Source organism: Pseudomonas sp. GR 6-02 (genome assembly GCF_001655615.1).
Taxonomy (GTDB): Bacteria; Pseudomonadota; Gammaproteobacteria; order Pseudomonadales; family Pseudomonadaceae; genus Aquipseudomonas.
Genome location: NZ_CP011567.1, coordinates 4,716,471 through 4,739,163 on the forward strand (window position 1 = coordinate 4,716,471; position 22,693 = coordinate 4,739,163).

The following is a 22,693-nucleotide window of genomic DNA, read 5'->3' on the forward strand; positions in this document are numbered from 1 at the left end:
AAGGAATGCGCAGTGAAAAAACTCTTTGGCGCCTCACTTCTGGCCGCTGGCCTGGCCTTGAGCGGCCTGGCTCAGGCCGCACCGACCCTGCTTAACGTTTCCTACGACGTGATGCGAGATTTCTACAAGGACTACAACGCTGCCTTCCAGAAACACTGGCAAGCCGAGCACAACGAAAACATCACGCTGCAGATGTCCTTCGGCGGCTCCAGCAAACAGGCGCGCTCGGTGATCGATGGCCTGCCGGCTGACGTCATCACCATGAACATGGCCACCGACATCAACGCCCTGGCGGACAACGGCAAACTGGTTCCGGACAACTGGGTCACACGCCTGCCGAACAACAGCGCGCCGTTCACTTCGGCCACCGTATTCATCGTGCGCAAAGGCAACCCGAAAGCCCTGAAAGACTGGCCGGACCTGCTCAAGGACGGCGTGCAGGTGATCGTCCCCAACCCGAAAACCTCGGGCAACGGCCGCTACACCTACCTCTCGGCCTGGGGCTATGTGCTGAAAAATGGCGGTGACGAAAACAAGGCAAAAGCCTTCGTCGGCAAACTGTTCAAACAAGCGCCGGTGCTGGATACCGGTGGCCGCGCGGCCACGACTACGTTCATGACCAACCAGATCGGCGACGTGCTGGTGACCTTCGAAAACGAAGCGGAAATGATTGCTCGCGAGTTTGGTCGTGATCAGTTCGAAGTGATTTACCCGAGTGTTTCCGCCGAAGCCGAGCCGCCGGTGTCGGTGGTCGACAGAACCGTCGACAAGAAAGGCACTCGCGCGGTTGCCGAGGAATATCTGAAGTACCTGTGGTCGCCGGAAGGTCAGGAAATTGCGGCTGCCAACTACCTGCGTCCGCGTGACCCGGCGGTGTTGGCGAAATACACCGATCGCTTCCCGAAAGTGGATTTCCTGTCGGTGGAGAAGACCTTTGGTGACTGGCGCACCGTGCAGAAGACTCACTTCAACGATGGTGGGGTTTTCGACCAGATTTACAACGGCCAGTAATCACTGAGCTCAATGAAATAGGCGACCTGTGAAGGTCGCCTTTTTTGTGGGATACCGTTACATCGGCGGCGTCACACCGTCCTTGCCGGCCGAGATGGATTGAGCGGTCAATGTCCCGTCGGCACTCTGGGTCACAAACGTCACGATCTTCACGCCCACCTTCAGCAAGCTGCGATCCCCCGGCACCAGATTGACGATCGGCACATCCTCCGGCACCAGAATCGTCTGTTGGCCGCCCTTGTAATTGACGGTCAGAACCCGGCCGTTGCTGACCACCAGATCACCCACGCTGCCGTTGGTCATGCTGCTGCCCTTGACCAGATCAAAAGGCCGATGGCCGTCGCCGCTGCCGGCCAGTTCCGGCGGGAAGACGTGGACTTCCAGCGCCTTGAGCGTGCCATCCTCCTGCGGCACGGCAGCCGAGCCGATGTAGCTGCCGGGCTTGATGTCTTCGATATTGGCCAGGGTGACAGCGCGGATTTTGGTGTCCTTGGTCAGGTTGATCACCACGTTTTCGCCGCTGTTGACATGGACCTTCATGACGTCGGCGCTGATGCCGGTGATCTCGCCGCGCACGCCAATGCGCATTCCCGGCGCCACATCGGCGGCCTGGGCAAGACCTGCCGTGAACAAACTGATCAAGGTAACAACGCAAGCGCCGCGAATCAGGTGACGGAACATCGCATTCATATCGAAGTACCTTCCGGTTTATGGAGCGCAGGACAACATAAGCACGCTATCGAAGAGGATGTCAGTGAATGTATCATCGGATCCCACTGTTTGGACGCATGGTTCATCGGCAGACAGCGCATACCGGCGTCACTCATTCCGCAAAAGAATGATTACTATCAATCCAAACCCTCTTCCGCCGCTCTAGCCAGCCGATTAGCCTCTGCGCATTCCTTCTTGTTCAGCGAGCCATGTTATGAATCCAGCGACTCAGGCGCCCCACGGTGCCGCGACAATGACCCGGGGCATGGTGCTGCTTTTCGCCTTCTGCTGCGGCGCGATCGTCGCCAACATCTACTACGCCCAGCCGATCATCGGCCTGATCGCGCCGGACATCGGCCTGACCGACACCATGGCCAGCCTGATCGTTTCGCTGACGCAGATTGGCTATGCGCTGGGCCTGTTCTTCCTGGTGCCGCTGGGCGATCTGCTGGAAAACCGCCGCTTGATGATCATCACCACCGTGGTGGCGATTGCCAGTTTGCTAGGCGCGGCGTTCACCGATCAGCCGAACGTGTTTCTGCTGATTTCGTTGCTGGTGGGTTTCAGCTCGGTGTCGGTACAGATCCTGATTCCGCTGGCCGCCCACCTGACGCCGGAAGCGTCGCGCGGCCGTGTGGTTGGCGGGATCATGGGCGGTTTGCTGTTGGGGATTCTGCTGGCCCGGCCGGTGTCCAGCGTAGTGGCTGACCACTTCGGCTGGCGCGCTATGTTCGTCATTGCCGCAGTTTTGATGGCTGCAATCAGCATCGTACTGGCCCTGACGGTGCCCAAGCGCCAGCCTGATCACAGCGCCTCTTATGGCCAGTTACTGGGCTCGCTCTGGACGCTGCTGCGCCAGCAACCGGTGTTGCGTCAACGGGCGTTTTATCAGGGTTGCATGTTCGCTACGTTCAGCCTGTTCTGGACCGCCGTGCCGCTGGAACTGGCGCGCAATCACGGTCTGTCGCAAACCCAGATCGCGATCTTCGCCCTGGTCGGAGCCATCGGCGCGATTGCCGCGCCCATCGCCGGTCGACTGGCCGATGCCGGCCACACCCGCCTCGCCTCGCTGCTGGCGATGCTGTTCGCCAGCCTGAGCTTCCTGCCGGCCTTCATCCACCCGGCCTACAGCGTCATCGGCCTGGCCGTGACCGGCGTGGTGCTGGATTTCTGTGTGCAGATGAACATGGTCCTCGGCCAGCGCGCGGTCTACACCCTCGACGCCAAGAGCCGCGGCCGTCTGAATGCGCTGTACATGACCAGCATCTTCATCGGCGGCGCGTTCGGCTCATCGGTGGCCAGTGCGGTGTACGAACACGGTGGTTGGTTGTGGATCGTGATTGTCGGCAGCGTGTTTCCGCTGCTGGCGTTGTTGCGGTTTTTGAGTGCTTCGGAGAAGCCGGCACTGGCGACGGCGTAACAACGTTAGAAACATCGTGAACAAACGTAAGTCCCTGTGTGAGCGGGCTTGTCCGCGAAAGCGTCAGGTCAGTCGACATTTCTGCTAAATGTCACACCGCCTTCGCGAACAAGCCTACACACCCGATCTCCAGCACTAACGCGACTGCATAAGGAGCTGAAAAGCCGGTCGTTTCGTTTATTGCGATTTTCGTTTGATTCGAATAGCCTTCCAATATCGATTATTCAGAATATTGGAAAGCATCATGTCACCAGTTATCCATCCCCCCCTTAACCTGCCCATGGAGCGTGAGGTCCAGGCCGCTATCGAAGGTCAGCGCGCCTTGGCTGCCTGCCTCGCCACCCAATTCGAAACTCAGCATATCCAGATTTTCGATGAGCAGAATGAAGCACACAGCGTCGAACTTCCCACCTCAGCGCTTCGGTTGCTTGTCGACATCCTGGCAGAGCTCGCTGCAGGCAACGCCGTCAAAGTGGTCCCGGTACACGCTGAACTGACCACCCAGGAAGCGGCGGACTTGCTCAATGTCTCACGCCCGCACCTGATCAAACTGCTGGAGTCCGGTGAGTTGTCCTACCACAAAACCGGCAAGCACCGACGTGTGCGCTTTACCGATTTGATGGACTATAAAACCCAGCGCGACATAGCCAGCGAGCAAGCAATGACGCTTCTCGCCGAGCAGGCACAAGCGTTAAGGACAGGATACGAGTGAGGCACTCCCCTTTTACCGCTGTATATGACGCATGTGTTTTGTACCCCGCGCCCTTGAGAGATTTTCTGATGTGGCTCGCGCTCTCCGGGCGTTTCAGGGCGCGATGGTCACTGGAGATACATAACGAATGGAAGCGCAATCTACTGAAGAACCGCCCGGACCTGACAACAGAGCAGTTGGATCGCACGTCCGACTTGATGGATCAGGCCATACCTGATGCTTGCGTCTACGGTTACGAAAGGCTGATCGAAGGGCTAACCCTACCTGACGTCGATGACCGACATGTTCTGGCTGCCGCTATACGCTGCAATGCCAGTGTCATTGTGACCTTTAATCAGAAAGATTTTCCTGACGAAACACTGGGACCTTTTGGCATCGAGGCCCAGCATCCTGACGAGTTCGTCGATAACCTCTTCGATCTGGACCCGGCAGCAGTTGTTGCGGCAGCACAACGACAACGCAAACAGCTAAAGACGCCGCCGATGGATGTCAGCACTTATCTCGAACTGCTGTTACGCCTGGGCCTGACTCGGTCGAGCAAGGCGTTGACCCACTATCAGGCCATTCTTTAATCGCCTTTCATAAATGCCAAAAAGCAAAACGGCGATCCTCAGATCGCCGTTTCCATTCACTGCCCGAATTGTCTGCCCAGCCCACCCGGCACACCGTGAATATCCGTCTCTTCCCACGGCCCGTTCGGGCTGATCGAGCGGCTCCAGCCGTTGTCCCAGCGGTAGTAGGTGCGCTGGCGGTAGAAGGTGTTGGTTTGATTGTCGAGGACGTAAACACCGAGTTTCGCATCCCAATGGCTGTTGCCCCCCGGTGGCGGGGCGAAGCTGGCGGAGGTGCGTGGCACCGGCTTCGATGGTTTGCTCGGCGTGACTGGTTTGCTCGGTGTGGTCGGTTTGGTGCTCGGCTGCGAGGGCGGGATTGGCGGCAACCGTTCCGGTTCGTACTCCTGGACCGCACACGCGCTTAGCCCCAAAACCATCATGCTGAGGAGAGTGATACGAGCGAAGGCGGTCATGGTGGCGTTTCCTGTTATTTATCCGGGCTGTCGATGGTCAGTTTTTGTGGCGCGCTGGTGCTGGTGGCCAAAGGTTGGCTACGACCGATCCATTCGCCGGCAGTCGGTTGGCCGGCGCGGGAGACGCGCGCAACCAGTTGGACTTCGGGGAAGTTCGACAGTTTCAACTGGGGCATCATTGCATCCGCATCGCCCAGCTCGACGGTCGCTGGCAGGTCGGCAACGGTCAGACGCTTGGCCGCCAATGGTGCGGGCGGGCCTGCGGTGGCGCGGGCGAAGATGAACACGCTGTCGCCGGGCTGGACCTTGGCTTTCAAGTCCGGTGCAAGATCGACACGCACCTTGAGCAGTGCTGCAACCTTCACTACCGGAGCCTGAACCTGAGCCACCTTGCCACCGCTGGCTTCAAGCTTCTCGGCGGCCTTGGCGATACCGCCTTGCAGTGCGACACGGGATTGGTCATCCGGCGGCAGTTGCACCAACAGACGATTCCAGTAGTCGATAGCTTCCTGGTAACGCTCGCCTTCGAAGGCCGCGATGCCCAGCAGACCGAGGCTGGTGACCTCCTTCGGATCGGCTTTCAGTGCTTCGTCAGTCAGGGCCTGGACCTTGCCCGACCACTTCTTGCCATCGGCGAAGTATTGGGCCTGAGCCCACTGCCCGAGCAGTTCCGGCTGGCGACCGGCCAGGTTCACGGTGCGTTCGAAGATCTTCGCCGCATCGCCAGGGCGGTCCTGAGCCATGTAAGTGCGGCCAAGGAAATACAGGCCTTCGGCCGAATCCGGTTGGGCCGCAACCGCACGCTCCAGGCGACGGGTCATGTCTTCCATCGACTGCGGCGCCTGGGCGAACTCGCGGGTCAGCTCGACTTTGTCGCTGGCACCGAAATGCAGGTACAGCCCAAGGCCCAGCACGGGCACCAGAATTGCCGCCAGCAATGGCAATGGCTTGCCCAGGCGCGACACTCGCGGTGCCTCGACGCCTTCAGTGTCGGCAAGCAGTTCACGGGCGGCTTCGGCGCGGCCGGCATTCATTTGTTCGGCGTTGAGTACGCCTTCTTCTTGCTGAGTCTGCAACTCAGCCACGCGCTCCTGATACAGCGCGACGTTAAGCGCCGTACGATCCTCTTCAAGCTGGGCGCGACGACCGCGCAGAACGGGGATCAGCAAAAAACTCAGGGCTACCAGAAGCAGCAGGCCTGCAGCGAGCCAGAAATCAATCATGCTTGGTTTTATCCAACAGGTGGTCGAGGCGCTCGCGCTCATCAAAAGAAAGCGTGTCCGGGCTGTCAGCGCGTTGCACGCGACGACGGCGGACGATCACGGCGATGATCACAAAACCGCCCAGCAGCAGGCCGGCCGGGCCGAACCAGAGCAATGCGGTCTTGGCATTCAGAGCAGGTTTATAACGGACGAAATCACCATAGCGGTCGACCATGAAGTCGATGATCTGCTGATTGTCCTTGCCCTCGCCGAGCATGCGGAAAATCTCTTTGCGCAGGTCGGCGGCGATCGGTGCGTTGGAATCGGCAATGTCCTGATTCTGGCACTTGGGGCAACGCAGCTCTTTGGTCAGCTCGCGAAAACGCTCGCGATCGCCTTCTTTGGCGAACTCATAGGTATCGATGGCGGCGTGGGCCACGCCAGCCATGCTCAACCCCAGAGCGGCGGCGGCAATCCAGCGCTTCATGGCTTGGCCTCGTCGACCAGCGCCTGATACTTGGCCGCCAGTTTTTCGCGCCAGACCTGTTCGTCGATCACCCCGACGAATTTGTCGCGGATGATGCCCTTGGCGTCGATGAAGAAGGTTTCCGGTGCGCCATACACGCCAAGGTTCAGGCCCAGGGTGCCTTCATCGTCACGGACGTCCAGTTGATACGGGTTGTGGAACTCGGCCAGCCACTTCAAGGCATCTGCATTGGTGTCCTTGTAGTTGATGCCGTAGATCACCACGCCCTTCTCGGCCAGTTTGTTCAACACCGGGTGCTCGACCCGGCAGGAAATGCACCAGGTGCCCCAAACGTTGACCAGCGCCGGTTTACCCAGAATGTCCGCTTTGGTCAGGGTTTTGTCGCCCTGCACCGAGAGCAGGGAAAACTCCGGGAACGGCTTGCCGATCATCGCCGAGGGCAACTCGGCCGGGTTCAGGTACAGCCCCCGATACAGAAAAACAGCAACCACCAGAAAAATCGCCAGCGGCAACAGCATCAACCAACGTCTCATGCGGTGGCTCCCGTCATGCCGAGCGCTTCACGCACACGACTTTTTACCTTGACCCGATAACGGCGATCCAGCGCCGCCAGCAACCCGCCTACACCTGTGAGCAGCCCACCGAACCAGATCCAGCGCACGAACGGTTTGACGTGCACGCGAACCGCCCAGGCGCCCTCGCCCAACGGCTCGCCCAGTGCGACGTACAGGTCACGGGTGAAACCGGCGTCGATCCCGGCCTCGGTCATCATCGAGTTCTGCACCGTGTACAGGCGTTTTTCCGGGTGCAGCACGCTGACTTCCTTACCGTCGCGGATCACCCGTACGGTGCCCTTGTCGGACGTGAAGTTCGGGCCTTCGAAGTGCTTGGCGCCTTCGAACACAAACTGGTAACCGGCCAGGCTCATGGACTCACCCGGTGCCAGGCGCAGATCACGCTCGGCACTGTTCTGGCTCGACAACACGACACCCAGCGCGCACACGGCAATGCCCAAATGCGCGAGTTGCATGCCCCAATAACTGCGGGTCAGGGTCGGCAGTCCTTTGATCAAGCCTTTGTGGCGAGTCTTGTCGAAAATGTCCCGCACACCGGCCAGCAACACCCAGGCAGCCAACATGAAGGTTGCCAGCACCGCCCAGTTGAAATCGCCGTAAGCAACACCCGCCACGACGGCCAGCGCGGCGCTGCCGAGTAATACCGGGGTCAGCATGCTCACCAGCCATTTGACCGGGGTGTCTTTCCAGCGCACCACCACACCGACCGCCATCACTATCATCAGGATCGCCATCAACGGAATGAACAGCGCGTTGAAGTACGGCGGGCCGACCGACAGCTTGGCACCAGTCATCGCGTCAAGGATCAGCGGATACAGGGTGCCCAGCAGAATCATCGAAGCAGCCACCACCAGCACCAGGTTGTTGCCCAGAAGCAGGGTTTCCCGGGACCAGAGGTTGAAGCCGACATGGCTCTTGACCACCGGCGCGCGCAGGGCGAACAGCGTCAATGAACCACCGACCACAAACAGCAGGAAGACCAGAATGAACACACCACGCTCAGGGTCGGAGGCAAAGGCGTGAACCGAGGTCAGCACGCCGGAACGCACCAGGAAGGTCCCGAGCAGGCTCAACGAGAATGCGGCGATGGCCAACAGCACGGTCCAGCTCTTGAACACGCCACGTTTTTCCGTGACCGCCAACGAGTGAATCAGCGCCGTGCCCACCAGCCAAGGCATGAAGGACGCGTTTTCCACCGGGTCCCAGAACCACCAGCCGCCCCAGCCGAGTTCGTAGTAGGCCCACCAGGAACCCAACGTGATACCGATGCCAAGGAAGGCCCAGGCGACGATGGTCCACGGACGGGACCAGCGCGCCCACGCCGCATCGAGACGACCGCCCAACAGCGCGGCGATGGCGAAGGCGAAGGCCACGGAGAAGCCGACGTAACCCATGTACAGCATCGGCGGATGAACGATCAGGCCGATGTCTTGCAGCAGAGGATTAAGATCGCGCCCGTCCGCCGGCATCTGCGGCAGGATCCGGGCGAACGGGTTGGACGTCAGGATCAGGAACAGCAGGAAACCCGTGCTGATCATGCCCATCACCGCCAGCACCCGGGCCAGCATCACTTGCGGCAACTGTCGGGAGAACACCGACACCGCGAAGGTCCAGCCGCCGAGAATCAACGCCCACAGCAGCAACGACCCTTCGTGAGCGCCCCACACGGCGCTGAACTTGTAGTACCACGGCAGCGCGCTGTTGGAGTTGCTGGCCACGTAGGCGACGGAGAAGTCGTCCGCCATGAACGCATAGGTCAGGCAACCGAAGGCGAACAGCAAAAACGCGAACTGCCCCCACGCAGCCGGCTGGGCCAGGCTCATCCACAAACGGTCGCCGCGCCAGGCACCGAGCAACGGCACCACGGCCTGCACCAACGCAAAACACAACGCCAGGATCATGGCCAGATGGCCGAGTTCGGGGATGAACAGCCCCGAGCTGTAAAGTGCGGAAGTCATCCGTTAGCCCTCCTTGGCTGGCGTAGGTGCCGACTGACCACTGTCTTTCAACGCTTTGGTCACTTCCGGCGGCATGTACTTCTCGTCGTGCTTGGCCAGCACTTCGTCGGCCACCACCACGCCATCAGCGTTGAGCTTGCCGAGGGCAACGATGCCCTGCCCTTCGCGGAACAGGTCCGGGAGGATGCCGCGATAGCTGATGGTCACGGATTTGTTGAAGTCGGTGACGATGAATTTCACGTCCAGGGAATCGCCAGAACGTTGCAGCGAGCCTTTTTCGACCATGCCGCCCGCACGGATGCGCGTGTCTTGCGGCGCTTCGCCATTGGCGATCTGGGTCGGGGTGTAAAACAGATTGATGTTCTGCTGCAGGGCGCTCAGGGCCAGGCCGACGGCAGCGCCGACACCGACCAGGATCGCGAGAATGATGACAAGACGCTTTTTACGCAGCGGATTCACTGGCCGTTCTCCCGGCGCAAACGACGCGCCTCTTGTTGCAGATACCGCTTGCGGGCCAGGATCGGCGCCGCCACGTTGAGGGCCAGCACCGCCAGGCAAATGCCATAGGCTGACCAGACATACAGGCCGTGATGGCCCATGGCGAGAAAGTCGCCGAATGAAGCGAAACTCATCGAGCGGCCTCCAGACTGTTCTGCACTTCGGATTTCACCCAGCTCGCCCGGGCTTCGCGCTTGAGCACTTCAAGGCGCATGCGCAGCAACAGCACCGCGCCGAAGAAACAGTAGAAACCCAGCACCGTCAGCAGCAGTGGCAGCCACATCTCGGCGGGCATCGCCGGTTTTTCGGTGAGGGTGAACGTCGCGCCCTGGTGCAGGGTGTTCCACCACTCCACCGAGTATTTGATGATCGGGATGTTGATCACGCCGACAATCGCCAGCACCGCGCAGGCCTTGGCCGCGCTGTCACGATTGCTGATGGCGTTGCCCAGCGCAATAAGACCGAAGTACAGAAACAGCAGAATCAACATGGACGTAAGTCGCGCATCCCAGACCCACCACGAACCCCAGGTCGGTTTGCCCCAGATCGCTCCGGTGACCAGCGCCACGGCGGTCATCCAGGCACCGATCGGGGCGGCGCATTGCAGGGCGACGTCGGCCAGTTTCATCTTCCACACCAGCCCGACAACGCCGCACACGGCCAGCATCACGTAGATCGACTGCGCCAGCATGGCGGCAGGAACGTGGATATAGATGATTCGAAAGCTGTTGCCTTGCTGGTAGTCCGGCGGTGCGAAGGCCAGGCCCCAGACCACGCCGACGCTAATCAGCAGCAACGCCGCGACGCTCAGCCAGGGCAGCAATTTGCCACTGATGCCGTAAAACCATTTGGGCGAGCCGAGCTTATGAAACCAGGTCCAGTTCATTGCTGTTTCCATCACGGTTGCTGTTCGTTATCACGAAACAGCCAAAGGGTCTTTACTGGTTAAATTTTAACCAGACCTCATTATTCGCCGACACTGATCTTCAGGCCAGCAGCTATTGCAAAAGGTGCCAGGGTTATCGCCAGGGCGGTCAGGCTACCAAGCCACAAGAGATAACCGGTCGCCGGCATGCCCTGCAATGCCGCCTGCAAGGCGCCACTGCCGAGAATCAACACCGGGATATACAGCGGCAGAATCAGCAGCGCCAGCAACAGGCCACCACGCTTCAATCCTACCGTCAGCGCCGCGCCCACCGCACCGAGCAGGCTCAACACCGGTGTACCGAGCAATAAAGAAAGCAGCAACACCGGCAGACAAGCGGCAGGCAAACCGAGCATCAGCGCCAGCAATGGCGCGAGCAAAACCAGTGCCAGGCCGGAAAAGGCCCAGTGTGCCAGCACCTTGGCCAGCACCAGAAGAGGCAGGGGGTGCGACGAAAGGACCCACTGTTCAAGGGATCCATCTTCGAAATCACTGCGGAAGAGCCCGTCCAGCGAGAGTAAAACCGATAAAAGCGCCGCCACCCAGACCAGCCCCGGAGACAAGGTTTGCAACAATTGAGTCTCGGGACCAACCGCCAGCGGGAACAAGGAGACGACGATGGCGAAAAATACCAACGGGTTCGCCAATTCGGCGGGACGGCGGAACAGCAAACGAGCCTCACGGGCGACCAACAGGCCGAAAACACTCATACGGCCCAATTCCCCAAATCAATGTCGCGATAACCGGCCGGCATCCGGCTCAGCGTGTGGTGAGTGGTCAGCACCACCATGCCGCCGCGCTCGCAGTGCGCGGCCAGGTGTTCTTCGAGTTGCGCCACGCCTTGTTTGTCGAGCGCGGTGAATGGCTCGTCGAGGATCCACAGCGGCGGGCTGTCCAGGTACAACCGCGCCAACGCCACACGACGTTGCTGGCCGGCAGACAGGGTGTGACAGGGAACATCCTCGAAACCGCGCAGCCCCACCGACGCCAGTGCTTGCCAGATCGCCTCATGGGAGGCCGGTTGATGCAAGGCGCAGAGCCAGCTGAGGTTTTCTTCGGGGGTCAGCAGGTCCTTGATGCCGGCGGCATGGCCGATCCACAGCAGGTTGCGCGCCAGTTCGCTGCGTTGTTCGTTCAGTGGCTGGCCGTTGAGCAACACTTGACCGGCGGTCGGATGCATCAAACCGCAAAGCAGACGTAGCAGGCTGGTCTTGCCACTGCCGTTGGGGCCGCTGATCTGTAACATTTCGCCACTGGCCAGTCGCAATTCGAGATTTTCGAAAAGCAGCCGAAGGTCTCGCTCACAGGCAAGGGCAACGGTTTGCAGGACAGGACTGGTCAAGGGTTCACGGGCCTTATGCGGTTCAAGTCGGCTCTGGCGCGGCCGTTAAAGAGATGCAGCATAGATGCAATGACGGCTTGTTCTAGAGAGCTGCGTCAATCAATTGCAATGTTTTCGCCACTCAGCGGAAGACGGGCGGCATTATACATGCCGTGTCTCACTCTCAAGAGTGCAATTTCCTCAGGTTGTGTCCGCGTATGACAGGCGAAATGAACATCCTCCCGCTCCCGCCAACCACCCCGGCGACTTCGCGTCCATTGGTGATCAGCAGCGAGTTGCTCAATCTGCTGACGCCGATGGAGGGCCTGATCACGGCCGGTCAGACCGCCAAGGCTGAAGTGCTGTCGCTCAAGCAGGCGGATCAGACCTTTCAACTGTTGCTCAAGGTCACTCTCGACAGCGGCCGCCAGACCACTGTCCAGGCCACCAGCACTCAGCCGTTGCCCCAGGGTACCAGCCTGTCGATCACCCAGCCGTCGGCGGGCAATCTGGCAGTCACGGTGCAACAGGCCATCGCCTCCAGCGTCGCCACCCTTACCCGTATCGACACGGCGCAACTGCCGGTCGGCACCCTGCTGCAAGGCAAAGTGCTGACCTCTCAGGTGATGCCGCAGGTGCCGGGCCAGCCGACGGTGTTTCGCTCGATGGTGAGCCTGCTCAACACCGCGCTGAGCGGCAGCACGCTGAGCATCGACAGCCCGACGCCGCTGCGCATCGGCACCTTGCTGAGTGCCGTGGTGCAGGACACCCAGACACTCAAATTCGTGCCGCTGAGCAGCCGTCAGGAACAGTTGGCGGTGACGCAACAATTGGTCAGCCAGCAAAGTCGCCAGGGTTCTCTGGATGGCTTGATCAAGGTCCTGCAAAACCTGCCGCCGTCGGATCAAACCTCCAGCGACCTGCGCGCTGCCGTGGACAAATTGCTCGCTGGCCTGCCGGACGCCCAACAATTGAGTACGCCCAAAGGCCTGGCCCAGGCGCTGGCCAGCAGTGGCCTGTTCCTCGAAGCCAAATTGCTGACCGGACAAAACCCGACGCTGGCGCCAGACATGAAAGGCGACCTGCTCAAGCTGATCGCCCAACTGACGCCGGGCCTGCCGGCCAACACCAATCTCAACGCAATCATCGCCGCCAACACCCTGGCCCAGGCCATGCCGAGTTTCGTGCGCAATGCCCTCGGCATGCTCGGGCAAGTCAGTGCCAAACCGTCGCCGACCAGCTTCCCACTGCCCGAGCGCCTGCTGCAAAGCGCGGAAGGCGAAGATGATCTCGAGCACCTGCTGCGCCTGGCTGCGGCGGCGGTTTCACGTTTGCAAAGTCATCAGCTGTCGAGCCTTGAGCAGACTGGCGTCACCAGTGACGGGCGGTTGATGAGCACCTGGCAACTGGAAATCCCCATGCGCAACCTGCAGGACATCGTGCCGTTGCAGGTCAAATTCCAGCGCGAAGAAGCCCCCGAAAAAGAACAACCGCGCGAACGCCGCGACGAACGCGAACCCAAGCAACCGCTATGGCGCGTCGAGCTGGCATTCGACATGGAACCGTTGGGGCCGTTGCAGATTCAGGCCCAACTGATCAAAGGCAGCCTCTCCAGTCAGCTGTGGGCCGAACGGCCGTACACTGCGAGCCTGATCGAAAGCAATCTGGCCGCGCTGCGCCAGCGCCTGCTGGATTCCGGGCTGAACGTCGGCGATCTGGATTGCCACCTCGGCACACCGCCACAAGGCCCTCAAACCCGTCTCGAACAACGCTGGGTCGACGAAACCGCATGAACGAATCCACCGCACCGCGCCAGGCCATCGCCCTCAAATACGACGGCAGCCACGCCCCTACCCTTACGGCCAAAGGTGACGAAGAACTGGCTGAAGAAATTCTACGGATTGCCCGTGACTACGAAGTGCCGATTTACGAGAACGCCGAACTGGTGAAACTGCTGGCGCGGATGGAATTGGGCGAGAGTATTCCCGAGGAGTTGTACCGCACGATTGCCGAGATCATTGCGTTTGCCTGGAATCTGAAAGGCAAGTTTCCGGCGGGGCATGATCCGCATGCGGTGACGGTGGAGAAGGACGTCACCGAGCGCGGGGATGATTATTGAATCTTTGTTGAATGTAAAAAGATCGCAGCCCCGTTTCACTCGACAGCTCCTACAGGGCGTACACCATCCCAATGTAGGAGCTGTCGAGTGAAACGAGGCTGCGATCTTTTGCTCTTCTCAGTTTCTGTGCAACTTGCTCATCAACTCCGCCTCAGCCTGGGTCAAGCCGCAAGACTGAGTCAGCTCATCGACGCTGGCCCCCATCCCCACCAGGCGCGCGGCCTGGGCGAATGAAAGGCTCGACGGATCACGCTGCTCCAACTGCGCCAGCTTGTCCGGCAACGGCCCGACCACCGCGCGCAGTTCGTGCAGGTCTTCACCCATGCGCACGTTGCCGTTCTGGTAGTCGTCGACGCGCTTGGCCAGGTCCTTGATGCGCTGATCGCGCAGCGCATCGCCCTGAGCCTGTTGTGCGGCGACCTGCCTTTGAGCGCGGATGTACGCCAGGAACATCGCCAGCGTGCCTGCCCACAAAAGGAACAGGACAATCACAGCCACCTCAAGAATCAATCAGATACTCTCCAGTTCCGACCATTCTTCTTCGCTCATCATCTTGTCCAGCTCGACCAGGATCAGCAGTTCATTGTTCTTGTTGCACACGCCTTGAATGAACTTGGCGGACTCTTCGTTACCGACGTTCGGTGCGGTCTCGATTTCCGACTGACGCAGATAAACCACTTCAGCCACGCTGTCGACCATGATCCCGACCACTTGCTTGTCGGCTTCGATGATGACGATGCGGGTGTTGTCGCTGACGTCGACCGTGCCCAGGCCGAAACGCTGACGGGTGTCGATCACGGTGACCACGTTGCCGCGCAGGTTGATGATACCCAGCACGTAGCTCGGGGCACCCGGTACCGGAGCGATTTCGGTGTAGCGCAGGACTTCCTGAACGCGCATCACGTTAATGCCGTAGGTTTCATTGTCCAGCTTGAAGGTGACCCATTGCAGGATCGGATCTTCGGAACCTTTTGCCGCCGTCGCCTTGTCATTCATACCCTGACCCCTCGAAAAACCGCCCTAGCGGTGTGTATTCAGTGCACCGGCACTTGAATGCCGATGCGTGTTTTTTATGTCGGTTTGTGGTTCGGCTTACTGCCGCCCATGTGCTTCGCCCCGCCGCTGGCGATCAATTCGGCCAATGCGGCGACATCGAGCAAAGCGCACATGTGTTCAATCACCGTGCCGGCGAGCCATGGCCGCTGCCCCCGGTGACTTCTCCATTTGATTTCATTCGGGTCCAGGCGCAACGAGCGGCTGACCTGATGCACCGCCAGCCCCCACTCATAGCCCTGAACTGAAATAACGTATTGCAGGCCCTGGCGGAAATCGTCGCGGTAGCGGTCCGGCATGACCCAGCGTGCGGTATCCAGCACCTTCAGGTTGCCGGCCTGGCTTGGCAGGATCCCGAGGAACCATTCCGGCTGACCGAACAACGGCGTCAGCTCGTGGCCGGCCAGGGAATAAATCGAACCCAGGCACACCAGCGGCACCGCGAGGGTCAACCCGGCGACATCGAACAACAGGCATTCGAACGGCTCGGCCGCCCAGGCCGGACGATCGTCATTTTCCACCGGAGGCGGCGTGTTGCTCGGCGGCAGATGAACTTCCACCACCGGCGGCACCAACGCTTGCAGCAACGGCGCAATCGTCGACACGGACGCCAGAATCGGCGCCGGCGCTTCGATCACGGCCACCGGTGCCTTCGCCACTGGCGCAACAACGGGGGCCGCGACCACTGCCGGCTTCTGCGCATCGCGCGCCTGCTCTTCGAGCACCGCCGCCTGGAACTCGTCCAGCGCAGCTTCAGCCTCGACAACCTCAGGCAGCGCCTCGACTTCAGGCAACAGCTCTTCGGTCGCGTCCTGCAGCAAGCCATCCAGATAAGACTGAAGGGCCAATTGCGGGCGCGAGGTGATCTTCACCGGCCGGGTCATGCGAATACCATCGTAGGAATCAGGCTCATCTCAAGCCACCTGCGGAACAAGTTGCTGGGCCAACAGATGCTTGAGCAGTGCGCGGTAGGCGAGAACGCCGCGACTCTTGCCATCGAATTGCGACGGCGTCAGCCCTGCCCGGCTCGCGTCACGCAAGCGGGTGTCGATCGGGATGTAGCCTTGCCAGATTTCTTCCGGGTACTTGTCGCGCAGCACGCGCAGAGTGCCAAGCGAAGCCTGGGTGCGGCGGTCGAACAGGGTCGGCACGATGTTGAACGGCAACGCCAGTTTGCGCGAGCGGTTGATCATCGCCAGCGTGTTGACCATGCGTTCCAGGCCTTTGACCGCCAGATGCTCGGTCTGCACCGGAATCACCAACTGCTGGCTGGCCGCCAAGGCATTGACCATCAGCACGCCGAGCAACGGCGGGCTGTCGATCACGGCGTAATCGAAGTCTTGCCACAACTGCGCCAGACTCTTGGCGATCACCAGGCCCAAACCGCTCTGGCCCGGCGACTGGCGCTCAAGGGTGGCCAGCGCGGTGCTCGATGGCAACAGGGAAATGCGTTCGTCGCTGGTGGGCATCAACAACTGACCGGGCAAGCCTTGCGGCACGTTGCCCTTGTGCAGAAACAGGTCGTAGCTGCTGTGCTCCAGGCTGTCGGGGTCGTAACCGAAGTAGCTGGTCATGGAGCCGTGGGGGTCGAGATCGACCACAACCACGCGCTTGCCCGCCTCCGCCAGTAAACCGGCTAAAGCAATGGAGGAAGTGGTTTTACCGACACCACCCTTTTGATTGGCAACTGCCCAGACTCTCATTCGGATTGTTCCTCCCGGTCGAAAACGTCGACCGAGAAATAGCTCAACGTATTAATGCGGGTGACGGAGAATTGACGGCACTCTCGCGTCCCGGCGACTTGACCGGGGTCGGTGCAGTTTGTGTGCCAGCCCGCTTCAATGCGGCATCCGGTTGTGCATGAGCCGTTCCGGTACCGGTGAGGCTACGGCGTACATCAAGATTGCGTGACACCACCAGCACCACCCGACGGTTGCGCGCACGGCCTTCGGCGGTGGCGTTGTTGGCCACTGGCTGGAATTCGCCATAACCCACCGATGCCAGGCGACCAGGGTTCACGCCCTGCATCGCCAACATCCGCACGATGCTCGCCGAACGGGCCGAGGACAGTTCCCAGTTGGTTGGGTATTGCGCGGTGCGGATCGGTTGATCGTCGGTGAAACCTTCGACGTGGATCGGGTTGTCGAACGGCCGGAGGATCGCAGCGACCTTGTCGATGATGTTGAACGCAATGTCGCTGGGCATGGCGTCGCCGCTGCCGAACAACAGGCTGGAATTGAGTTCGATCTCGACCCACAACTCGTTGCCACGCACGGTCATCTGGTTGGAGCTGATCAAGTCGCCGAACGCCGCGCTGATGTCATCGGCGATGCTTTTGAGTGGATCGTTGGCGGCCTGGGCGATGCCGGCGTCGATCTGCTCGCTGTCCTTGACCAGCGGTTTGGCCGGGGTCACGGTCTTCGGTCTCTCTTCGCCAATGGGGATCGGCTTGAGGGCGCGGTCAGAGTCGGTAAACACCCCGATCAACGCCTCGGAAATGATCTTGTACTTGCCTTCGTTGATCGACGAGATCGAGTACATCACCACGAAGAACGCGAACAGCAAGGTGATGAAGTCGGCGTAGGAAACCAGCCAACGTTCATGGTTCACATGTTCTTCATGTTGCCTGCGACGAGCCATGATCCATTTCCCCCATCAATCCATGAAGCCCTGAAGCTTCAACTCAATAGAGCGAGGGTTTTCACCTTCGGCGATCGACAGGATCCCTTCCAGCAACATTTCGCGATAGCGCGACTGCCGTAACGCGATGGACTTGAGCTTGGCGGCAATCGGCAACAGCACCAGGTTGGCACTGGCCACGCCGTAGATGGTAGCGACGAAGGCGACGGCGATGCCACTGCCCAGTTGCGATGGGTCGCCCAGGTTGCCCATGACGTGGATCAGGCCCATCACCGCACCGATGATACCGATGGTCGGCGCGTAGCCGCCCATGCTTTCAAAGACCTTGGCGGCTTCGATGTCGCGGCTTTCCTGGGTGTAGAAATCCACTTCCAGAATGCTGCGGATCGCTTCCGGCTCGGCACCGTCGACCAGCAATTGCAGGCCTTTACGCGAGTAGCTGTCAGGTTCGGCGTCGGCCACCCCTTCCAGCCCGAGCAAACCTTCCTTGCGAGCGGTCAGACTCCAGTTCACCACGCGATCAATGCCGCCGGCCAGGTCCACGCGAGGCGGAAACAGAATCCAGGCGAGAATCTGGATGGCACGCTTGAAGGCACTCATCGGCGATTGCAGCAGCGCGGCACCGATGGTGCCACCGAGTACGATCAACGCCGCCGGGCCGTTGGCCAGTGCGCCGAGGTGACCGCCTTCAAGGTAGTTGCCGCCGATGATGGCGACGAACGCCATGATGATCCCGATAAGGCTGAGCACATCCATCAGATGCAAGCCTCAACCAGGTGCCGACCGATGTCGTCGAGGCTGTACACCGCGTCCGCGAGTTCGGCTTTGACGATGGCCATTGGCATGCCGTAGATCACACAACTGGCTTCATCCTGAGCCCAGATCGCACTGCCACCCTGCTTGAGCAGACGCGCGCCTTCGCGACCGTCGGCGCCCATGCCGGTCAGTACCACCGCCAGAACTTTGTCGCCGTAGGACTTGGCCGCGGAACCGAAGGTAATGTCCACGCACGGCTTGTAGTTCAGACGTTCGTCGCCCGGCAGGATTTTCACCGCGCCACGGCCGTCGATCATCATCTGCTTGCCACCCGGTGCGAGCAGCGCCAGGCCCGGACGCAGGATGTCGCCATCCTCGGCTTCCTTGACACTGATGCGGCACAGCTTGTCCAGGCGCTCGGCGAAGGCCTTGGTGAAGGCTGCCGGCATGTGCTGGATCAACACGATGGGTGCCGGGAAGTTGGCCGGCAACTGTGTCAGAACCCGTTGCAGCGCAACCGGGCCACCGGTGGAGGTACCGATGGCGACCAATTTGTAGGCTTTGCGTTTCGGCGCGGGAGATGACGAAGCCGCTGCATGGGGGCGCGCCGCAATCGGTGCCGGTGCCGGACGCGCAGGCGCGCTGCTGCCGTAGCTGCCGACGCTCGAAGGCGCAGGCGTCGGGGCTGGCGCAGCGACCGGTGCCGGAGGGGTGTAGGCGCTGACACGACGGTTACTGCGCGAGATGCTGAGAATCTTCTCGCACAGCAGTTGCTTGACCTTCTCCGGGTTACGGGAGATGTCTTCGAAATTCTTCGGCAGGAAGTCCACCGCGCCGGCGTCCAGCGCATCGAGGGTGACCCGGGCGCCTTCGTGGGTCAGCGAGGAGAACATCAACACCGGGGTCGGGCAGCGCTGCATGATGTGCCGCACCGCCGTGATGCCATCCATCATTGGCATCTCGTAGTCCATGGTGATCACGTCTGGCTTGAGGGCCAGGGCCTGATCGATCGCCTCTTTTCCGTTGGTCGCCGTACCGACGACCTGGATATTTGAATCCGCTGCAAGAATTTCCGAGACGCGGCGGCGGAAAAACCCCGAATCGTCCACCACCAGGACTTTGACTGCCATAAACACTCCGTTAGACGGGGCGAGGCTCTGGCGCCCCGCTCCCCCAGAATCAAATACGCCGTGCGGCGTAACGCTTGAGCATGCTCGGAACATCGAGAATCAGAGCAATGCGGCCGTCACCGGTGATGGTGGCACCGGACATGCCCGGGGTTCCCTGGAGCATTTTGCCCAATGGCTTGATGACCACTTCTTCCTGGCCCACCAACTGATCGACGACGAAGCCGATCCGTTGAGTGCCCACCGAAAGGATCACCACATGGCCCTCGCGCTGCTCTTCGTGAGCGGCGGAGCTGACCAGCCAGCGCTTGAGGTAGAACAAGGGCAGCGCCTTGTCCCGCACGATCACCACTTCCTGGCCGTCCACCACGTTGGTGCGCGACAGGTCGAGGTGGAAGATCTCGTTGACGTTCACCAGCGGGAACGCGAACGCCTGGTTGCCGAGCATGACCATCAGCGTCGGCATGATCGCCAGGGTCAACGGGACCTTGATGACGATCTTCGAGCCTTTGCCCTTGGTCGAGTAGATATTGATGGTGCCGTTGAGCTGGGCGATCTTGGTTTTCACCACGTCCATGCCCACGCCACGACCGGACACGTCGGAGATCTCGGTCTTGGTCGAGAAGCCCGGCGCGAAGATCAGGTTGAAGCAATCGGACTCGCTGAGACGGTCCGCCGCATCCTTGTCCATCAAACCTTTTTTCACGGCGATACCGCGCAAAACGTCAGCGTCCATGCCCTTGCCGTCATCGGAGATGGACAGCAGGATGTGGTCGCCTTCCTGTTCAGCGGACAGAATCACTTTGCCGCTGCGAGGCTTGCCCATCGCTTCGCGATCAGCCGGCTCTTCGATACCGTGGTCGACCGAGTTGCGCACCAAGTGGACCAACGGGTCGGCCAGGGCCTCGACGAGGTTCTTGTCGAGGTCGGTTTCTTCGCCGACCAGTTCCAGGTTGATCTCTTTCTTGAGCTGGCGAGCCAGGTCGCGAACCAGGCGCGGGAAGCGCCCGAAGACTTTCTTGATTGGTTGCATCCGGGTCTTCATGACCGCGGTTTGCAGGTCGGCCGTGACCACGTCGAGGTTCGACACGGCCTTGGACATGGCTTCGTCGCCGCTGTTGAGGCCCAGACGAACCAGGCGGTTACGAACCAGTACCAGCTCGCCGACCATGTTCATGATTTCGTCGAGACGCGCGGTGTCGACCCGCACGGTGGTCTCGGCTTCGCTGGTTGGCTTTTCCGCGGGCGGCGCGGCCGGGGCACGAGCAGGAGCCGGCGCTGCGGCGGCAGCAGGCTTCGGCGCTTCGGCTTTTGGCTCGGGAGCCTTGGCCACAGGTGCTGGCGCCTTGGCAACCGGAGTCGCTACCGAAGCAACAGCAGACGCAGTGCCCACTTCAGTGAACTTGCCCTTGCCATGCAATTCGTCGAGCAGCGATTCGAATTCATGATCGGAGATCAGATCGCTACCGGCCGCAGCGGCGGTTGGCGCAGCCGGGGCTGGCGCCGAAGCGATTGCCGATTCCAGCGCATCGACCGCAAAGTTGCCTTTGCCATGCAGCTGGTCGAGCAGAGCTTCGAACTCGTCGTCGGTGATATCGGAGCTGTCGCCGGCGGCTTTCGGAGCAGCCGGCGCAGCAGGCGCAGCGGCTACTGCATCGGCGGCGAACTGGCCTTTGCCGTGCAATTGATCGAGCAACGACTCGAACTCGGCATCGGTGATTTCGTCACTGGCGGCTGCATCGGCGGCAGGCTGCGAAACAGGCTGCACAGCCGCTACGGGCGCCTCGGCCTGGGCCTTGACGGCGTTCAGCGAGTCCAGCAGTTGTTCGAATTCGTTATCGGTAATGTCGCCCGATTCGCTTTCGGCGACCGGTGCTTCAACCACTTCAGCGACCGGCGCCGGTGCAGCTTCCATTTGCGGCTCGGCCAGACGGGCCAGCGCCGCGAGTAATTCAGGCGTGGCAGCCGTGATCGGGCTGCGTTCGCGGACTTCGCTGAACATGCTGTTCACCGCGTCCAGCGCTTCGAGAACCACGTCCATCAGTTCCGAGTCGACGCGACGCTCACCCTTGCGCAGGATGTCGAACACGTTCTCGGCGATGTGACAGCACTCCACCAGCTCGTTGAGCTGGAGGAAGCCGGCGCCCCCTTTTACAGTGTGAAAACCGCGAAAAATTGCATTGAGCAAGTCCGCATCATCAGGTCGGCTTTCCAGCTCGACCAGCTGCTCGGACAGTTGCTCTAGAATCTCGCCGGCCTCAACCAGGAAATCCTGAAGGATCTCTTCATCGGCGCCGAAGCTCATTAAGGGGGTGCTCCTACAGGTCTAAAAACCCAGAAAACTAAAATCCAAGACTGGATAACAAATCGTCCACATCGTCCTGACCGGACACAACGTCTTCTCTTTTATCGGCATGAATCTGCGGACCTTCACCCTGAGAGAGATGTTTTTGTGGATCTTTTTCAGCAAGCATCGCCTCACGGTCGTGTTCGATACCCGCAAAGCGGTCTACGTGACTGGCCATGAGCACGAGCTTGAGCAGATTGCTTTCAACTTCGGTGACCAATTGGGTCACACGCTTGATCACCTGACCGGTGAGGTCCTGGTAATCCTGGGCCAGCAGAATGTCGTTGAGGTTGCTCGACACGACGCGGTTGTCTTCACTGCTGCGTGTCAGGAAACCATCAACCCGTCGGGCCAGTTCGCGGAACTCTTCAGCCCCGACTTCGCGACGCATGAACCGTCCCCAATCCGTGCTCAGCGCCTGGGCTTCATCGCTCAGGCTGTTGATCAGCGGCGTGGCGTTTTCCACCAGGTCCATGGTGCGGTTGGCCGCGGCCTCGGTCAGCTTGACCACATAGGACAGGCGCTCGGTGGCATCCGTGATCTGAGACACTTCCTCAGCTTGCGGCATGTGCGGGTCAATCTGGAAATTGACGATCGCGCTATGCAGCTCGCGGGTGAGCTTGCCCACTTCCTGATACAGGCCGCGGTCACGGGTCTGGTTGAGCTCATGGATCAGTTGCACAGCGTCGCCAAACTTGCCTTTTTCAAGGCTGTCGACCAGTTCGACCGCGTGTTTTTTCAGGGTCGACTCAAAATCGCCCTGTGAAGATTCGTTATGCTCCATAGCTCCCCCGTGCGCAGTAC

At 60.5% G+C, this 22,693-nt stretch carries 26 protein-coding genes; 6 read left to right on the plus strand and 20 right to left on the minus strand.

Annotation, left to right across the window (positions count from 1 at the left end):
- The first annotated feature begins 12 nt into the window (after positions 1-12).
- Complete coding sequence (locus PGR6_RS20665; protein ID WP_064619423.1) at positions 13-1,011, plus strand: sulfate ABC transporter substrate-binding protein; 999 nt, start codon at positions 13-15, stop codon at positions 1,009-1,011.
- Between the two features lie 57 nt (positions 1,012-1,068).
- Here the strand turns inward: PGR6_RS20665 and PGR6_RS20670 are convergent, their stop codons facing one another.
- Positions 1,069-1,701, minus strand: coding sequence for a hypothetical protein (locus tag PGR6_RS20670; RefSeq protein WP_064619425.1), 633 nt, complete (start codon positions 1,699-1,701; stop codon positions 1,069-1,071).
- Positions 1,702-1,936: 235 nt separating this feature from the next.
- On the opposite strand from PGR6_RS20670, the gene PGR6_RS20675 reads away from it, so the two are divergent.
- The 3 genes from PGR6_RS20675 to PGR6_RS20685 all read left to right on the plus strand — a co-directional run bounded on the left by PGR6_RS20675 (position 1,937) and on the right by PGR6_RS20685 (position 4,426).
- The gene (locus PGR6_RS20675; protein WP_064619428.1) at positions 1,937-3,142 is read left to right on the plus strand and encodes an MFS transporter; all 1,206 of its coding nucleotides are present in this window, start codon (positions 1,937-1,939) and stop codon (positions 3,140-3,142) included.
- Between the two features lie 244 nt (positions 3,143-3,386).
- A complete protein-coding gene (locus PGR6_RS20680; RefSeq protein WP_064619430.1) occupies positions 3,387-3,854 on the plus strand; it encodes a helix-turn-helix domain-containing protein in 468 nt (155 codons plus the stop codon).
- Positions 3,851-4,426 (plus strand): PIN domain-containing protein, encoded by a 576-nt coding sequence (locus PGR6_RS20685; RefSeq protein WP_064619432.1) that lies wholly within the window; start codon positions 3,851-3,853, stop codon positions 4,424-4,426. The genes PGR6_RS20680 and PGR6_RS20685 overlap by 4 nt, the downstream gene beginning before the upstream one ends.
- A 56-nt stretch (positions 4,427-4,482) precedes the next feature.
- Here PGR6_RS20685 and PGR6_RS20690 read toward each other — a convergent pair whose 3' ends face one another.
- The 10 genes from PGR6_RS20690 to ccmA all read right to left on the minus strand — a co-directional run bounded on the left by PGR6_RS20690 (position 4,483) and on the right by ccmA (position 11,868).
- Positions 4,483-4,881: a hypothetical protein gene (locus PGR6_RS20690; protein ID WP_064619435.1), complete on the minus strand. Its 399-nt coding sequence runs from the start codon at positions 4,879-4,881 to the stop codon at positions 4,483-4,485.
- 14 nt (positions 4,882-4,895) lie between these two features.
- Positions 4,896-6,104, minus strand: a complete 1,209-nt coding sequence (ccmI, locus tag PGR6_RS20695) for a c-type cytochrome biogenesis protein CcmI (RefSeq protein WP_064619438.1) — start codon at positions 6,102-6,104, stop codon at positions 4,896-4,898.
- A complete protein-coding gene (locus PGR6_RS20700) occupies positions 6,097-6,570 on the minus strand; it encodes a cytochrome c-type biogenesis protein (RefSeq protein WP_064619441.1) in 474 nt (157 codons plus the stop codon). The genes ccmI and PGR6_RS20700 overlap by 8 nt, the downstream gene beginning before the upstream one ends.
- A complete protein-coding gene (locus tag PGR6_RS20705; protein WP_018925073.1) occupies positions 6,567-7,103 on the minus strand; it encodes a DsbE family thiol:disulfide interchange protein in 537 nt (178 codons plus the stop codon). The genes PGR6_RS20700 and PGR6_RS20705 overlap by 4 nt, the downstream gene beginning before the upstream one ends.
- Entirely contained in the window at positions 7,100-9,103 is a 2,004-nt protein-coding gene (locus tag PGR6_RS20710; protein ID WP_064619444.1) for a heme lyase CcmF/NrfE family subunit, read from the minus strand. Before PGR6_RS20710 ends, PGR6_RS20705 begins: the two co-directional genes overlap by 4 nt.
- Positions 9,104-9,106: 3 nt before the next feature.
- On the minus strand, positions 9,107-9,562 hold the full coding sequence (gene ccmE / locus PGR6_RS20715) for a cytochrome c maturation protein CcmE (protein ID WP_007939191.1): 456 nt from the start codon (positions 9,560-9,562) through the stop codon (positions 9,107-9,109).
- Positions 9,559-9,735 (minus strand): heme exporter protein CcmD, encoded by a 177-nt coding sequence (ccmD, locus tag PGR6_RS20720; RefSeq protein ID WP_007939192.1) that lies wholly within the window; start codon positions 9,733-9,735, stop codon positions 9,559-9,561. Before ccmD ends, ccmE begins: the two co-directional genes overlap by 4 nt.
- On the minus strand, positions 9,732-10,487 hold the full coding sequence (locus PGR6_RS20725; RefSeq protein WP_007939194.1) for a heme ABC transporter permease: 756 nt from the start codon (positions 10,485-10,487) through the stop codon (positions 9,732-9,734). Before PGR6_RS20725 ends, ccmD begins: the two co-directional genes overlap by 4 nt.
- Positions 10,488-10,567: 80 nt before the next feature.
- Complete coding sequence (gene ccmB, locus PGR6_RS20730) at positions 10,568-11,236, minus strand: heme exporter protein CcmB (RefSeq protein WP_007939195.1); 669 nt, start codon at positions 11,234-11,236, stop codon at positions 10,568-10,570.
- Positions 11,233-11,868 carry a cytochrome c biogenesis heme-transporting ATPase CcmA gene (gene ccmA, locus PGR6_RS20735; protein WP_064619447.1) on the minus strand — a complete coding sequence of 212 codons (636 nt, stop codon included), beginning with the start codon at positions 11,866-11,868 and terminating at the stop codon, positions 11,233-11,235. The genes ccmB and ccmA overlap by 4 nt, the downstream gene beginning before the upstream one ends.
- Before the next feature lie 197 nt (positions 11,869-12,065).
- On the opposite strand from ccmA, the gene fliK reads away from it, so the two are divergent.
- Both fliK and PGR6_RS20745 read left to right on the plus strand, forming a co-directional pair.
- The gene (gene fliK, locus PGR6_RS20740; protein WP_064619450.1) at positions 12,066-13,640 is read left to right on the plus strand and encodes a flagellar hook-length control protein FliK; all 1,575 of its coding nucleotides are present in this window, start codon (positions 12,066-12,068) and stop codon (positions 13,638-13,640) included.
- Positions 13,637-13,966, plus strand: coding sequence for an EscU/YscU/HrcU family type III secretion system export apparatus switch protein (locus tag PGR6_RS20745; protein ID WP_018925069.1), 330 nt, complete (start codon positions 13,637-13,639; stop codon positions 13,964-13,966). The genes fliK and PGR6_RS20745 overlap by 4 nt, the downstream gene beginning before the upstream one ends.
- Before the next feature lie 117 nt (positions 13,967-14,083).
- Here PGR6_RS20745 and PGR6_RS20750 read toward each other — a convergent pair whose 3' ends face one another.
- The 9 genes from PGR6_RS20750 to PGR6_RS20790 form a co-directional block, all read right to left on the minus strand.
- Entirely contained in the window at positions 14,084-14,476 is a 393-nt protein-coding gene (locus tag PGR6_RS20750; protein WP_018925068.1) for a DUF2802 domain-containing protein, read from the minus strand.
- Entirely contained in the window at positions 14,477-14,962 is a 486-nt protein-coding gene (locus PGR6_RS20755; RefSeq protein WP_007938663.1) for a chemotaxis protein CheW, read from the minus strand.
- 74 nt (positions 14,963-15,036) lie between these two features.
- On the minus strand, positions 15,037-15,903 hold the full coding sequence (locus PGR6_RS20760) for a CheW domain-containing protein (protein WP_064619453.1): 867 nt from the start codon (positions 15,901-15,903) through the stop codon (positions 15,037-15,039).
- A gap of 30 nt (positions 15,904-15,933) precedes the next feature.
- Positions 15,934-16,722: a ParA family protein gene (locus tag PGR6_RS20765; protein ID WP_018925066.1), complete on the minus strand. Its 789-nt coding sequence runs from the start codon at positions 16,720-16,722 to the stop codon at positions 15,934-15,936.
- 43 nt (positions 16,723-16,765) lie between these two features.
- A complete protein-coding gene (motD, locus tag PGR6_RS20770; protein WP_018925065.1) occupies positions 16,766-17,659 on the minus strand; it encodes a flagellar motor protein MotD in 894 nt (297 codons plus the stop codon).
- A 15-nt stretch (positions 17,660-17,674) separates the two neighbouring features.
- On the minus strand, positions 17,675-18,415 hold the full coding sequence (locus PGR6_RS20775; RefSeq protein ID WP_018925064.1) for a flagellar motor protein: 741 nt from the start codon (positions 18,413-18,415) through the stop codon (positions 17,675-17,677).
- Positions 18,415-19,545, minus strand: coding sequence for a protein-glutamate methylesterase/protein-glutamine glutaminase (locus tag PGR6_RS20780; protein ID WP_064619455.1), 1,131 nt, complete (start codon positions 19,543-19,545; stop codon positions 18,415-18,417). The genes PGR6_RS20775 and PGR6_RS20780 overlap by 1 nt, the downstream gene beginning before the upstream one ends.
- 49 nt (positions 19,546-19,594) lie before the next feature.
- Positions 19,595-21,847: a chemotaxis protein CheA gene (locus tag PGR6_RS20785; RefSeq protein WP_064619458.1), complete on the minus strand. Its 2,253-nt coding sequence runs from the start codon at positions 21,845-21,847 to the stop codon at positions 19,595-19,597.
- 37 nt (positions 21,848-21,884) lie between these two features.
- Positions 21,885-22,673, minus strand: coding sequence for a protein phosphatase CheZ (locus PGR6_RS20790; RefSeq protein WP_018925061.1), 789 nt, complete (start codon positions 22,671-22,673; stop codon positions 21,885-21,887).
- Positions 22,674-22,693: the final 20 nt, after the last annotated feature.

Excerpts from the sequence above, each read along its gene's own strand:
- PGR6_RS20745 (WP_018925069.1), top strand. The coding sequence starts at position 13,637 with ATGAACGAATCCACCGCACCGCGCCAGGCCATCGCCCTCAAATACGAC.
- ccmI (WP_064619438.1), bottom strand. The coding sequence starts at position 6,104 with ATGATTGATTTCTGGCTCGCTGCAGGCCTGCTGCTTCTGGTAGCCCTG.
- PGR6_RS20705 (WP_018925073.1), bottom strand. The coding sequence starts at position 7,103 with ATGAGACGTTGGTTGATGCTGTTGCCGCTGGCGATTTTTCTGGTGGTT.
- PGR6_RS20775 (WP_018925064.1), bottom strand. The coding sequence starts at position 18,415 with ATGGATGTGCTCAGCCTTATCGGGATCATCATGGCGTTCGTCGCCATC.
- motD (WP_018925065.1), bottom strand. The coding sequence starts at position 17,659 with ATGGCTCGTCGCAGGCAACATGAAGAACATGTGAACCATGAACGTTGG.
- PGR6_RS20680 (WP_064619430.1), top strand. The coding sequence starts at position 3,387 with ATGTCACCAGTTATCCATCCCCCCCTTAACCTGCCCATGGAGCGTGAG.
- PGR6_RS20710 (WP_064619444.1), bottom strand. The coding sequence starts at position 9,103 with ATGACTTCCGCACTTTACAGCTCGGGGCTGTTCATCCCCGAACTCGGC.
- PGR6_RS20760 (WP_064619453.1), bottom strand. The coding sequence starts at position 15,903 with ATGACCCGGCCGGTGAAGATCACCTCGCGCCCGCAATTGGCCCTTCAG.
- PGR6_RS20690 (WP_064619435.1), bottom strand. The coding sequence starts at position 4,881 with ATGACCGCCTTCGCTCGTATCACTCTCCTCAGCATGATGGTTTTGGGG.
- PGR6_RS20765 (WP_018925066.1), bottom strand. The coding sequence starts at position 16,722 with ATGAGAGTCTGGGCAGTTGCCAATCAAAAGGGTGGTGTCGGTAAAACC.
- PGR6_RS20700 (WP_064619441.1), bottom strand. The coding sequence starts at position 6,570 with ATGAAGCGCTGGATTGCCGCCGCCGCTCTGGGGTTGAGCATGGCTGGC.
- PGR6_RS20675 (WP_064619428.1), top strand. The coding sequence starts at position 1,937 with ATGAATCCAGCGACTCAGGCGCCCCACGGTGCCGCGACAATGACCCGG.
- ccmB (WP_007939195.1), bottom strand. The coding sequence starts at position 11,236 with ATGAGTGTTTTCGGCCTGTTGGTCGCCCGTGAGGCTCGTTTGCTGTTC.
- PGR6_RS20785 (WP_064619458.1), bottom strand. The coding sequence starts at position 21,847 with ATGAGCTTCGGCGCCGATGAAGAGATCCTTCAGGATTTCCTGGTTGAG.
- fliK (WP_064619450.1), top strand. The coding sequence starts at position 12,066 with ATGACAGGCGAAATGAACATCCTCCCGCTCCCGCCAACCACCCCGGCG.
- PGR6_RS20670 (WP_064619425.1), bottom strand. The coding sequence starts at position 1,701 with ATGAATGCGATGTTCCGTCACCTGATTCGCGGCGCTTGCGTTGTTACC.
- PGR6_RS20725 (WP_007939194.1), bottom strand. The coding sequence starts at position 10,487 with ATGAACTGGACCTGGTTTCATAAGCTCGGCTCGCCCAAATGGTTTTAC.
- PGR6_RS20780 (WP_064619455.1), bottom strand. The coding sequence starts at position 19,545 with ATGGCAGTCAAAGTCCTGGTGGTGGACGATTCGGGGTTTTTCCGCCGC.
- ccmD (WP_007939192.1), bottom strand. The coding sequence starts at position 9,735 with ATGAGTTTCGCTTCATTCGGCGACTTTCTCGCCATGGGCCATCACGGC.
- PGR6_RS20755 (WP_007938663.1), bottom strand. The coding sequence starts at position 14,962 with ATGAATGACAAGGCGACGGCGGCAAAAGGTTCCGAAGATCCGATCCTG.
- PGR6_RS20790 (WP_018925061.1), bottom strand. The coding sequence starts at position 22,673 with ATGGAGCATAACGAATCTTCACAGGGCGATTTTGAGTCGACCCTGAAA.